10 protein-coding genes are annotated in these 12268 nt (G+C 70.8%); 2 read left to right on the top strand and 8 right to left on the bottom strand.

The genetic code is table 11. The features are described 5' to 3' along the window. Nucleotide 1: 1 nt before the first annotated feature. The 8 genes from trpB to prmB all read right to left on the bottom strand — a co-directional run bounded on the left by trpB (nt 2) and on the right by prmB (nt 10460). Nucleotides 2–1231 (bottom strand): tryptophan synthase subunit beta, encoded by a 1230-nt coding sequence (trpB, locus tag JHW38_RS02050; RefSeq protein ID WP_207524381.1) that lies wholly within the window; start codon nt 1229–1231, stop codon nt 2–4. A 275-nt stretch (nt 1232–1506) separates the two neighbouring features. Beyond that, a complete protein-coding gene (locus JHW38_RS02045) occupies nt 1507–2169 on the bottom strand; it encodes a phosphoribosylanthranilate isomerase (RefSeq protein WP_242691144.1) in 663 nt (220 codons plus the stop codon). Next, nucleotides 2166–2996 carry a tRNA pseudouridine(38-40) synthase TruA gene (truA, locus tag JHW38_RS02040; RefSeq protein ID WP_207524379.1) on the bottom strand — a complete coding sequence of 277 codons (831 nt, stop codon included), beginning with the start codon at nt 2994–2996 and terminating at the stop codon, nt 2166–2168. The genes JHW38_RS02045 and truA overlap by 4 nt, the downstream gene beginning before the upstream one ends. Nucleotides 2997–3022: 26 nt before the next feature. After that, complete coding sequence (locus JHW38_RS25670) at nt 3023–5308, bottom strand: FimV/HubP family polar landmark protein (protein WP_207524378.1); 2286 nt, start codon at nt 5306–5308, stop codon at nt 3023–3025. A gap of 258 nt (nt 5309–5566) precedes the next feature. Further along, on the bottom strand, nt 5567–6589 hold the full coding sequence (locus tag JHW38_RS02030; RefSeq protein ID WP_207524377.1) for an aspartate-semialdehyde dehydrogenase: 1023 nt from the start codon (nt 6587–6589) through the stop codon (nt 5567–5569). A gap of 157 nt (nt 6590–6746) precedes the next feature. Beyond that, on the bottom strand, nt 6747–7739 hold the full coding sequence (locus JHW38_RS02025) for a 2-hydroxyacid dehydrogenase (RefSeq protein ID WP_207524376.1): 993 nt from the start codon (nt 7737–7739) through the stop codon (nt 6747–6749). Beyond that, the gene (aroC, locus tag JHW38_RS02020; protein ID WP_207524375.1) at nt 7732–8859 is read right to left on the bottom strand and encodes a chorismate synthase; all 1128 of its coding nucleotides are present in this window, start codon (nt 8857–8859) and stop codon (nt 7732–7734) included. Before aroC ends, JHW38_RS02025 begins: the two co-directional genes overlap by 8 nt. 671 nt (nt 8860–9530) lie before the next feature. Next, nucleotides 9531–10460 (bottom strand): 50S ribosomal protein L3 N(5)-glutamine methyltransferase, encoded by a 930-nt coding sequence (prmB, locus tag JHW38_RS02015; RefSeq protein ID WP_207524374.1) that lies wholly within the window; start codon nt 10458–10460, stop codon nt 9531–9533. A 239-nt stretch (nt 10461–10699) separates the two neighbouring features. Here prmB and JHW38_RS02010 point away from each other — a divergent pair, with 239 nt between their 5' ends. Beyond that, a complete protein-coding gene (locus JHW38_RS02010; RefSeq protein ID WP_207524373.1) occupies nt 10700–11344 on the top strand; it encodes an SCO family protein in 645 nt (214 codons plus the stop codon). After that, nucleotides 11341–12189: an archaetidylserine decarboxylase gene (gene asd / locus JHW38_RS02005; RefSeq protein ID WP_207524372.1), complete on the top strand. Its 849-nt coding sequence runs from the start codon at nt 11341–11343 to the stop codon at nt 12187–12189. The genes JHW38_RS02010 and asd overlap by 4 nt, the downstream gene beginning before the upstream one ends. Nucleotides 12190–12268: the final 79 nt, after the last annotated feature.

Raw genomic sequence — 12268 nt, 5'->3', positions numbered from 1 at the left:
ATCAGAAATGCAGGCCTTCGCGACCGGCGATCGTATGCACGTCCTTGTCGCCGCGCCCGGACAGGTTGCACAGCACGATCTGGTCCTTCGGCATGGTCCGCGCGAGCTTGATCGCCTGGGCGATGGCGTGGCTGGATTCGAGCGCGGCGAGGATGCCTTCGGTGCGCGCCAGGGTGCGGAACGCGGCCAGCGCTTCCTCGTCGGTGACGCCGACGTATTCGGCGCGGCCGGTGTCCTTGAGGAAGGCGTGCTCGGGGCCGACGCCGGGGTAGTCCAGGCCGGCGGAGACCGAATGGGTCTCGACGATCTGGCCGTCGTCGTCGCACAAGACATAGGTGCGGTTGCCGTGCAGCACGCCGGGGCGGCCGGCGGCCAGCGAGGCGGCGTGGCGGCCGGTGTCGATGCCGTCGCCGGCGGCTTCGGCGCCGACGATGCGCACATCGCGGTCGTTGAGGAAGGCGTGGAACAGGCCGATCGCGTTGCTGCCGCCGCCGACGCAGGCGGTCACCGCGTCGGGCAGGCGGCCGTATTCGGCCAGCATCTGCGCCTTGGCCTCGCGCCCGACCACGGCGTTGAAGTCGCGGACCATGCGCGGGTACGGATCCGGGCCGGCGACGGTGCCGATGATGTAGAAGGTGTCGCGCACGTTGGTGACCCAGTCGCGCATGGCTTCGTTGAGCGCGTCCTTGAGCGTCTGCGAACCGCTGGTCACCGGCACCACGGTCGCGCCGAGCAGCTTCATCCGGTAGACGTTGATCTTCTGCCGCTCGATGTCGGTGGCGCCCATGTAGACCACGCACTCCAGGCCCAGGCGCGCGGCCACGGTGGCGCTGGCGACGCCGTGCTGGCCGGCGCCGGTCTCAGCGATGATCCGGGTCTTGCCCATGCGGCTGGCGAGCAGCGCCTGGCCGATGGTGTTGTTGATCTTGTGCGCGCCGGTGTGGTTGAGGTCTTCGCGCTTGAGCAGGATCCGCGCGCCGCCGACTTCGTCGCTGAGGCGCTGGGCGTGGTAGATCGGGCTCGGCCGGCCGACGTAATGGGCCAGGTCGCGCTCGAATTCGGCGATGAAGGCCGGGTCGACGCGGGCCGCGTCGTAGGCCCGGGCCAGTTCCTCGATCGGCGCGATCAGGGTCTCGGCGACGAAACGGCCGCCGAAGCGGCCGAAGTGGCCGTTGGCGTCGGGGTAGGCGTAGAAATCGATCGGCAGATCGGCGGCGGGTTCGGCGGACATCGGCAGCGGCCATCACTACAGGAGCACCGCGCCACGCGCGGCGGAACCTGGGAGTTTAGGGCATCGACGGGTCGACCGTACCGTTTCGGCGACCTCGGAATGGCGGTCCGGTTCCGGGGTGACGGGGTCGGCAAAGTTCGGGATTGGGGATTCGGGATTCGGGATGGGCACCGGGGCATAGCGCTGAAGACCCGGAAACAGGCGGCACGGCGCAGCGCCGCCGCCTTTGCCAATCCCGAATCCCTAATCCCCAATCCCGTGAGCGCCAAAGGCGCTCACTCCACGTGACAGTCCGCGCGCCGCACTTCCTCGACGAACTGGCGCATCTTGTCGCCGTCCTTGAGCCCCGGCGCGCTCTCGATCCCGCTGGACACGTCGACGCCCCACGGCAGGGTCGCCAGGATCGCCTCGAACACGTTGTCGGGGGTGATGCCGCCGGCCAGCACGAAGGGTTTTTGCACGCCGACCGGGATCCGCTTCCAGTCGAAGGTCTTGCCGCTGCCGCCGCTGCCGCCTTCGGAATGGCTGTCGAACAGGAAGCCGGCGGCGCCGGGATAGCGCATCAGAAGCGCCGAGGGGTGCTGGGTGGCCAGTTCGCCGCCCATCGCGATGGCCTTGAGGTACGGCACGCCGAAGCCGCGGCAATAGGCGTCGTCTTCGTTGCCGTGGAACTGCAGCAGGCTCGGCCGGACCTGGCGCACCACCTCGCGCACTTCCTCGACCGGGTTGTCGGCGAACAGCGCGACCGCGTCGACCAGCGGCGCCAGCGCCTGGCGCATCGCCCGCGCCTCCTCCGGCGCGACCCGGCGTTTGCTGCCGGCGGCGAACACGAAGCCGATCGCGTCGGCGCCGAGCTCGCAGGCCAGGCGCACGTCGCCCGGGCGGGTGAAACCACAGAACTTGATGCGGGTGCGGAACAGGGTGCGGGACGGATTCAAAGGCGGACCTCGGCAGGCAACTGGCATTCGGCGGGGTAGCGCGGCCCGACGAACACCAGTCCCGCCGACGGAGCGGTCGGACCGGCGACCGTGCGGTCGCGCCCGGCCAGCAACTCGGCGATCCAGCCCTCGGGCCGGTCGCCGCGGCCGACCGGCAGCAAGCTTCCGACAATGTTGCGCACCATATGGTGAAGAAAGGCGTTGGCCTGGACTTCCATTTCCACGATGTCGCCGTCCCGGCGCACCGCGATGGACTGCAGGTCGCGGCGCGCGTGCGGGGCCTGGCAGTGCACGGTGCGGAACGCCGAGAAATCGTTCTCGCCCAGCAGCGCCTGGGCCGCGCGGTGCATGGCGTCGGCGTCCAGCGGGCGCCGCTCCCAGCTCAGGTACTGGCGTTGCAGCGCCGGCCGCACCGGCCGGTTGAGGATGCGGTAACGGTAGCGGCGCGCGCGCGCCGAGAAACGGGCGTGGAAGTCCGGCGCCACCGGCACGCACCAGCGCACGCACACCGACGGCGGCAGGCGCGAGGTCGCGCCGAGGGTCCAGCCGCGCGGGTCGCGCTCGACCGGGCTGTCGAAATGCACGACCTGGCACGCGGCGTGCACGCCGGCGTCGGTGCGGCCGGCGCAGACCACGTCGATGCCGGTGCCGGCGACGAAGCTCAGCGCCTGCTCGAGGGTGGTCTGCACGGTGGCTTCGCCACGCAGGTCCGGTTCGCCGGGGCGCACCAGCCGCTGCCAGCCGGAGAATTCGCTGCCGTCGTACTCCACGCCCAGGGCGTAGCGCCGCAGCGGCGCGGCGACGGTCGCGGTGTCGGAATCGTTCATGCCCTGCTCTGCCGCCCTGCCCCGACTCAGCCGATCCGGTCTCCGCCGGCGGCCTCCAGCTCGCGCAGCAGGCGCGCGGCCTGCTGGCGCGCGGCGTGGTCGCCGTTGATCAGCACTTCGCCGAGCAACTGGCGGGCGCTGCCTTCATCGCCGAGGTCGAGGTAGGCGCGGGCGAGTTCGATACGTTCCAGGCCAACCGAAGCCGCAGAAGGCCCCGCCGCCGCAGACTTGGCCGAAGCCCGTTCAACCACCGGCGCTTGAACCGCCGCAGGCGGCACCGCGACCGGCGCCACCGGCACCGGATCGACCCGCGCCGGCGAAGACGCCGTCGAGCCGAACGGCGCCGGGCCCGACGAAGCCGCTGCCACCGACTCATCGCCGCCCGCGGTGCGGGTCGCGCCGCCCGCATGCCAGGTCGGCACCCGCGCCGAAGCCTTGGGTTCGCTGACCGGCGCGGTCCATTGCGGCGGCACGGCCGGTTCGGCGGGCGCGGCGCTCGACGCGGCGCCGGCCGGTTCATCATCGGCATGCGTTGAATCGGCATGCGCCGCATCGGCGTGCGCCGCATCGGCGCGCGGTTCGTCGACACGAGTGTCTTCGCGGCGCGTCTCGAACCCGGCGCCTGCGAACCCGGGCTCGTCCAGCGCATGCCGCGGCGCGTCGTCGCGCCCGGCTTCGTCGTCGATGTCGGCCGCCGGCTCGTCGCGCTCGCGGCCGAGCAACTGCGCGACCGGATCGACCACCGCCACGCCGCCGGGCTTGCGCCGCAGGGTTTCGACCGGATCCACCGGCGGCTCCGCCGGCGCGGCGAACGGCGCCGGCTCCGGCGCGCCGAACGGCGCGGGGCCGGCGGCGCGGAAATTCGGCCGCTTCGGCTCGCGCCGGCTCAGCACCCAACCGCCGGCCAACAGCGCCAGCAGGCCGAGGCCGCCGAAGATCCACGGCAGCGGCGAGCCGCTGTCGGCGCGCGCCTGGTTCTCGGCCAGACGCTGCTGGGTCGCGGCCAGCTCGCTGTCCTTCATCGCGATCAGCTTCTGCTGGTCGGTGCTGAGCTTCTCGAGTTCGGCGACCTTGCTCTTGAGGTCCGCCAGTTCCTGCTCGCGCACCGCGATGGTTTCGTTGGCCTGTTGCACTTGTTCTCGCACCATTTGGCCCTCGCCTCCGGCGCTGATGCCGGACTGTGCCCCGGCCTTCGCGCGTTCGGCGCCGGGCGGAACGATTTCCAGGCGCGCGTCGCTGGCGCGGCCGGCGTCGCGCGCGGCCGGCGCGACCGGCGCCTTGGCGACGCGGTCGGCGTCGACGGTCAGCGGCTGCGGCACCGCGCGTTGCGGCGACTGCCGCCATTGCTGGATCTGCGCGCGCACCAGTTCGTTGGCTTCGCGCGGGTCGATCGCGGCGGTCTCGCCGCCGCCGGGACGGCGCAGCACGGCGCCGGCGCGCAGGCGGTTGATGTTGCCGCCGACGAAGGCCTCGGGATTGGCCCGCAGCAGCGCGATCATGGTCTGGTTGAGGCTCTGCGCGCCGCCCATCTGCGCGGCGATGCCGGACAGGGTCTGGCCCTGGGCGACGGTGATTTCGCCGTCGGCCGGAATCCTCGGCGCGCTCGCGGCCGGCTGCGGCCGCGGTTCGCGGGCGATGCGGCCGGCGTTCGGGCGCTGCGCCGGTACGGGCGCCGGCGCGGCCTCGGGCTGAGGCATCGGCTCGGGCTGGGCCGCGACGGCCTCCGGCGGCAACGCCGGGGCCTGGGCCAGATTGCCCGGGTCGTAACCCGGCGTTTGGCCCTCGACCGCCAGCGGCTCGGCCGGCAGCGGCTGCGCGCCGAACGGCAGCGGCGCCTCCAGCGGACGTTCGATAGTGTTCGGATTGGCGCCGGTCGCGGCCTGGATCGGCGGCTGCATCGGCGCCGAGGCGGTGCGCGGCGCGTCGAGCAGGGCCGAGTATTCGCGGGTCAGGCGGCCCTGGCCCCAGTCCACTTCGATCAAAAAGGTCAGCAGCGGCTGCTGCACCGGCTGGGTGCTGGTGACGCGGATGACCGGCTTGCCGGCGCGGTCCACCGCCAGGGTGAAGCGCAGGTCGGTGACGATGCCCTGCGGCGGCTCCAGGCCGATGCGCTGGAAGGTCTCCGGCGAGGCCAGGCCGGCGCGCAGCTGGGCCAGTTCTTCCGGCCCGCTGGCGATGACCGGAATCTCCGCCAGCAGCGGCTGGCCGGCGCGCGATTTGACCTCGATCTGGCCCAGACCCAACGCGCAGGCCGCTCCGCTGGCCAATGCCAGCGCCAGGCCCAAAGCGGAGCGTGCGAAACCTGATCTCACGAGCGGTCCCAATCCGAAGTCAGGCGGCGACTCTAAAGGTGTACGGGCTGAATGTGCAACGCGTTCGTTAAGTTTTCATCCTAAGCCGTTGACTGGCGGTGGGGAAGCCGCCCGTGCCGATGGCCGGCCGGCTGGGCCCTGGCTGTCGCGGGAGTGCCTTCAGGCCCCGCCAGAAAAACCCAAGCGATCCGGCAGGGCCGCGCCGCGCACAAAAAATCGGGCCCCGCAGGGCCCGATTTCATGTCTCCGACGAACGCCTCAGCGCTCGTTCCACACCAGCTCGGCCAGCTGCACCGCATTGGTCGCCGCGCCCTTGCGGATGTTGTCGGCGACCACCCACAGCGACAGCCCGCGCGGATGCGAGATGTCGTCGCGGATGCGGCCGACGAACACCGGGTCCTCGCCCGAGGCGTGGGTCACCGGGGTCGGGTAGCCGCCGCCCTTGGCCTCGTCGACCACCACCAGCCCCGGCGCCTTTTCCAGCAGCGCGCGCGCCTCGACCGCGGAGAGCTTGTCGCGGGTCTCGATGTGCACCGCCTCGGAGTGGCCGTAGAACACCGGCACCCGCACCACGGTCGCGTTCACCCCGATGCTGTCGTCGCCGAGGATCTTGCGGGTCTCCCAGACCAGCTTCATTTCCTCGGTGGTGTAGCCGTTGTCGGTGAAGTCGCCGCCGTGCGGGATCACGTTGAAGGCGATCTGCACCGGGTAGATCTCGGGCTCGGCCTGCTGGAAGCTCAGCAGCGCCGCGGTCTGCCGGCCCAGTTCCTCCATCGCCCGCTTGCCGGTGCCCGACACCGACTGGTAGGTGGCGATGTTGATGCGTTCGAGCTTGGCTTTGCGGTGGATCGGCGCCAGCGCGACCATCAGCTGCATGGTCGAGCAGTTCGGGTTGGCGACGATGCCGAGCGGACGGTTCTTCAGCGCGTCGGGATTGACCTCGCTGACCACCAGCGGCACGTCGTCCTGGTAGCGGAAGGCCGAGGAGTTGTCGATCACCACCGCGCCGGCGGCGGCGAACTTCGGCGCGTATTCCTTCGACACCGAGCCGCCGGCCGAGAACAGGGCGATGTCGACGCCGCGCGGGTCGAATTTGGCCAGGTCTTCGACCACCAGGGTCTGGCCTTCGAACTCGATTTTCTCGCCCGCCGAACGCTCGCTCGCCAGCAGGTGCAGTTTGCCGATCGGGAATTTGCGCTCGGCCAGCACCTTCAACATGGTTTCACCGACCGCGCCGGTGGCACCGACTACGGCGACATTGCAGGACGTCTTGGCGTTCATCTGTTCTGAGTTACCTGGCTTGTGGGGACCGCCGGACCCATTTCCGGCGGGTGGAGCGGTGAAGCGGTGAAGCGGGGATTCGGGATTGGGGATTCGGGATTCGCAAGGCGGCTGCGTCGCCGCCGACCCTTCGCTTTGAATCCCTAATCCCTAATCCCTAATCCCGAACAACGGCATTGAGCGGGCTCGGCGGATCGCCCGCGCGCGGGCCGAAGCCGAGCGCGGCGATCAGGTTGTCGACCGCCAGCGCGACCATCGCCCGGCGCGTGGCCAAGCTGCCGCTGGCGATGTGCGGGGTCAGCACCACGCGGCGCTGCTGCAGCAGGCGCGGATTGAGCCGCGGCTCGCCTTCGTACACGTCGAGGCCGGCGGCGCCGAGGCGGTCTTGCTCCAGCGCGTCGCACAGCGCGTCCTCGTCGACGATGCCGCCGCGGGCGATGTTGGTCAGGGTCGCGTGCGGCCGCATCTTCGCCAGTGCGGCCGCGTCGATCAGACGATGCGATTGCGGCGAATACGGCAGCACCAGGATCAGGTGATCGGCGCGCGCCAGCAGTTCGTCGAACCCGACGTACTGCGCCTTGCACTCGGCTTCCACCGCTTCCGGCAAGCGGCTGCGGTTGTGGTACAGCGTGCGCATGCCGAAGCCGGTCGCGCGACGCGCGATGGCCTGGCCGATCCGGCCCATGCCGAGGATGCCGAGGGTCGCGCCGTGCACGTCGGCGCCGAGCAGGCTGTCGAAGCTCCAGCGCTGCCAGTGGCCCTCGCGCAGCCAGCGCTCGGCCTCGCCGATGCGGCGCGCGGTCGCCATCATCAGGGCGAAGCCGAAATCGGCGGTGGTCTCGGTCAGCACGTCGGGGGTGTTGCTGGCGAGGATGCCGGCGGCGCTGAGCGCGGCCAGATCGAGGTTGTTGTAGCCGACGCCGACGTTGGCGATCGCGCGCAGGCGCGGCGCGCCGGCGATCTGCGCCGCGCCGACCGGGTCGTTGAGGGTCACCAGCGCGCCGTCCATGCGGCGCAGGATCGCGTTGGCGGCCTCGGGCGCGTGCTGGGTGACCGCGTCGGTGGTTTCGACCTCGAAGTGCTCGCCCAGCCGCGCGACGATGTCGGCGAACAGCGGCTGCGAGACCCAGACGCGCGGGCGCTCAGACATCGCCGGCGCCCGCATCGTCGAAGCCGGCCTGCGCCGGAATCCGCGGCGTGATCGTGCCGACGTCGCCGCACTGCGCGCGATGGCGCAGCGCCTGGTCCATCAGCACCAGCGCGACCATCGCCTCGCAGATCGGGGTCGCGCGCATGCCCACGCAGGGGTCGTGGCGGCCGATGGTGACCACTTCGACTTCGTTGCCGTGCACGTCCAGGCTGCGGCCCGGCAGGCGCAGGCTCGAAGTCGGCTTGAACGCGGCCGAACAGCGCAGGCGCTGGCCGGTGCTGATGCCGCCGAGGATGCCGCCGGCATGGTTGCTGGCGAAGCCCGCCGGCAGCAGTTCGTCGCGGTGCTGGGTGCCGCGCTGGGCGACGCTGGCGAAGCCGTCGCCGATCTCCACGCCCTTGACCGCGTTGATGCTCATCAGCGCCGCGGCCAGTTCGCCGTCGAGCTTGCCGTAGATCGGCTCGCCCCAGCCCGGCGGCACGCCGTCGGCGATCACGTCGACGCGCGCGCCGACCGAATCGCCGGACTTGCGCAGCGCGTCCATGTAGCGCTCCAGTTCCTCGACCTGGGCCGCGTGCGGCCAGAAGAACGCGTTGCCCTCGACCGCGTCGAGGTCGAAGCCGGCCGGCACGATCTCGCCGATCTGGCTCATGAAACCGCGCACGGCCACGCCGTAACGCTGCGCCAGCCACTTCTTGGCGATGACGCCGGCGGCCACGCGCATGGTGGTTTCGCGCGCCGAGGAGCGGCCGCCGCCGCGCGGATCGCGATGGCCGTACTTCTGCCAATAGCTGTAATCGGCGTGGCCGGGGCGGAACTGTTCGACGATGTTGCCGTAGTCCTTGCTGCGCGCGTCGGTGTTGCGGATCAGCAGCGCGATCGGGGTGCCGGTGGTGCGGCCCTGGTAGACGCCGCTGAGGATTTCCAGGTCGTCGGTTTCGCGCCGCTGCGAGGTGTGGCGGCTGCGGCCGGTGGCGCGGCGGTCGAGGTCGTGGCGGAACTCCTCCGGCGCCAGTTCCAGGCCCGGCGGGCAGCCGTCGACGACGCAGCCGATGGCCGGGCCGTGGCTTTCGCCGAAGGTGGTGACGGTGAGGAGGGTTCCGAAGCTGTTGCTGGCCACTGCGGGGGATCCTGGTGGGTGCCGGGTGGAACGTTGGCGATGATCGCGGGGATGGGTGTGGTGTGGATGAAGCGGTTCGTCGTCGCTGCGGGTCGCGGTTCGCGCGGCCGCAGCAGGGCGGATCGATGGTACGGCGCGGTTGTGGCGGGCGGAAATGATCGGATGGCGGTGGCTTAGAACGCTGCCGGCCGCCCTCACCCCAACCCTCTCCCGCAAGCGGGAGAGGGAGTCCTTCGGCCAGGGCGGCTTGAGCCTGCAGCGACACGGCTTGCGGCAGTGAATTTGCGTAATCGGTCGAATGTCGCCCGTCCAGGCCACCCTGCTCCCTCTCCCGCTTGCGGGAGAGGGCTGGGGTGAAGGCAAGCAGCACCGAAATCGCAAACAGCGACCACGCCGACCTTCCGCGCGCACCGCTCCGGCCACCATAGCCGACCGCTCCGGTTTCCGCTGTAACGAAGGCGCGCGCAACCCTGCGACGACCTCCAAAGAGTCCGCAGGCGATTGCGATGAAGTCGCGCAAACGCCGCGGGGCGCTTACGAGTTCCGGCCGGTCCGCGCCGGCGATGCTGTGCAGTCAGCGTCGCTTGCGGCGCCGCGCGAGGCTCGTGCCCCGCGCTACCAGCCGCCGACGCGCGTGATCTTGAGAAACGGCTCGATGAGAAGCGGCTCGATCAGGCTCGCGCGTCGGCGAGCCGTTTGATCGCGTCGCGGTGTTCGACCAGATCGTGGCGCTCGACCACGAAGATGCCCATCTGGCCGACCTTGAATTCGACCCAGGCCAGCGGCAGCTGCGGCAGCAGTTCGCCGAGCGCGCGCTCGGCTTCGCCGACTTCGCAGATCAGCAGGCCGTCTTCGCTGAGGTGGTCCGGCGCGTCGCGCAGGATCTTCAGCGCCAGGTCCAGGCCGTCGTGCCCGGCGCGCAGGCCGAGTTCCGGCTCGAACGAGTATTCCTTCGGCAGCGCGTCGGTCTCGTCGTCGGTCACGTAAGGCGGGTTGGTGACGATCAGGTCGAACACCTCGCCCTGCAGGCCCTGGAACAGGTCGGACTTGCGCAGCTCGACGTTGTCGGCGAGCAGGCGCTGCTTGTTTTCGGCGGCCAGCGACAGCGCCTGGTCGTTGATGTCGGCGCCGATCACTTCCCAGTCGGGGTGGTAGTGGCCGGTGGCGATGGCGATGCAGCCCGAACCGGTGCACAGGTCGAGGGCGCGGCGCACTTCGCGGCCGCCGAGCCAGGGCTCGAAGCCGGCTTCGATCAGCTCGGCGATCGGCGAGCGCGGCACCAGGGCGCGCGCATCGCTCTTGAAGCTCAGGCCGGCGAACCAGGCCTCGCCGGTCAGGTAGGCGGCCGGGATGCGCTCGTCGATGCGGCGCTGGAACAGCGCCAGCACGGCGTCCTTCTCGTCGCCGGTGACCCGGCCCTGGCCGTACACCGGGCTCAGGTCGTGCGGCAGGTGCAGCGCGTGCAGCACCAGCTGGGTGGCTTCGTCCAGGGCGTTGTCGTAGCTGTGGCCGAAGCTCAGCCCGGCCGCGTTGAAGCGGCTGGCCCCGTAGCGGATCAGGTCGACGAGGGTCAGCTGTTCGAAGGAAACGGAAGCGGGCACGGCGGGTCCAGGGCGTAACAAGGGGCGCAGTATAGCTTTTGTTCGGGATTCGGGATTCGGGATTCGGGATTCGGGATTCGGGATTCGGGATTCGGGATTCGGGATTCGGGATTCGGGATTCGGGGATCGGCGGCCCGGCGGCCCGGCTAGCCCTCCCCCTCCCGCCGCCCGCCTTTGCCGATCCCGAATCTCCAATCCCGAATCCCCTATCATGGCCAGGCATTCACGCTGGAACCGCCATGTTCAACCGCACTACCGCCATCGTCCTGGTGGCCGCGCTGGCCGCCGCGCTGGGCCTGTGGGCCGCGCAGAAATACTTCGGCAGCGTCAAGCGCTCGCACCTGCCGCAAACGCAGGCGGTGCGCCTGTTCGACCCGCCGCGCACCCTGCCCGCGTTCTCGCTGCGCCAGTCCGACGGCACCCAGCTGATTTCCGGCGAGCTCAAGGGCCACTGGACCCTGGTCTTCCTCGGCTTCACCCACTGCCCGGACGTGTGCCCGACCACGCTGGCGCAGATGTCGGTGGCGCAGAAGGCCTGGGAAGCGATCCCCGAATCGACCCGCCCGCGGGTGCTGTTCGTCTCGGTCGACCCCGAGCGCGATTCGCCCGACAAGATCGGCGAGTACGCCCACGGCTTCCACAAGGACACCCTGGCCGCGACCGCCGACGTGCCGGCGTTGGAGAACTTCGCCAAGTCGCTGAGCATGGTGTTCGCCAAGGTCCCGGCCCCGCCCGGCGCGCCGGCCGACCAGTACACGATGGACCACAGCGCCAGCATGGCCGTGCTCGACCCGCAGGGGCGCATGGCCGGCCTAGTGCGGCCGCCGTTCGATCCGAACGTGATCGCGCGCGACATGGCCGCGCTGACGGAGGCCGCGCCGTGAGCCTCGTCACCACCCTGACCTACGTCCTGCCGCACCGCTTCCTGTCGGGCCTGGCGCGCATGCTGGCCTATTCCGACGACCCGCGGGTCAGCCGCTGGCTGATCGACACGGTCACCGAGAAGTTCGGCGTCGACCTCAACGAGGCGGCCAATCCGGATCCGCGCGCCTACCCGACCTTCAACGCCTTCTTCACCCGCGCGCTCAAGCCCGGCGCGCGCCGCGCCGAAGGCGACGCGCGCACCCTGGTGATGCCGGCCGACGGCCGCATCAGCCAGTGCGGGCCGATCCGCGCCGGCGAGATCTTCCAGGCCAAGGGCCGCTCGTTCACCGCGCTGGAACTGCTCGGCGGCGACGAAGCCGCGGCCGCGCCGTTCCGCGACGGCGACTACGCCACCGTGTACCTGTCGCCGCGCGACTACCATCGCGTGCACATGCCGTGGACCGGCACCCTGCGCGAAACCGTGCACGTGCCGGGCCGGCTTTTCAGCGTCGGCCCCGACGCGGTGCGCAACGTGCCGCGCCTGTTCGCGCGCAACGAGCGCCTGGTCTGCCACTTCGACACCGAGTTCGGGCCGATGGCGCTGGTCATGGTCGGCGCGCTGCTGGTCTCGGGCGTGGAAACGGTGTGGAGCGGCGTCGAGATCCCCGCCTACGGCGACCGCGTCACCACCAAGGACTATCGCGGCAAGGGCATCACCCTCAAGCGCTTCGAGGAAATGGCCCGGTTCAATTACGGCTCGACCGTGATCGTGCTGCTGCCGCCGGGCGTGGCGACGCTGGACGCCGCGTTGCAGGCCGAGACTGCGGTGCGCCTGGGTCAGCCCTTGGCCCGCCGTACCCGCTGAAAACTCCCTGTAGGAGCGGCGCGAGCCGCGACCGCGACACCACACCTACGTCGCAAGCGTGGTGTCGCGGTCGCGGCTC

Source organism: Lysobacter enzymogenes, assembly GCF_017355525.1.
GTDB classification, from domain to species: Bacteria; Pseudomonadota; Gammaproteobacteria; order Xanthomonadales; family Xanthomonadaceae; genus Lysobacter; species Lysobacter enzymogenes_C.
This window is presented reverse-complemented; position numbering and strand designations above follow the sequence as displayed.

Excerpts from the sequence above, each read along its gene's own strand:
- JHW38_RS02030 (WP_207524377.1), bottom strand. The coding sequence starts at position 6,589 with ATGAACGCCAAGACGTCCTGCAATGTCGCCGTAGTCGGTGCCACCGGC.
- JHW38_RS02010 (WP_207524373.1), top strand. The coding sequence starts at position 10,700 with ATGTTCAACCGCACTACCGCCATCGTCCTGGTGGCCGCGCTGGCCGCC.
- JHW38_RS02025 (WP_207524376.1), bottom strand. The coding sequence starts at position 7,739 with ATGTCTGAGCGCCCGCGCGTCTGGGTCTCGCAGCCGCTGTTCGCCGAC.
- truA (WP_207524379.1), bottom strand. The coding sequence starts at position 2,996 with ATGAACGATTCCGACACCGCGACCGTCGCCGCGCCGCTGCGGCGCTAC.
- trpB (WP_207524381.1), bottom strand. The coding sequence starts at position 1,231 with ATGTCCGCCGAACCCGCCGCCGATCTGCCGATCGATTTCTACGCCTAC.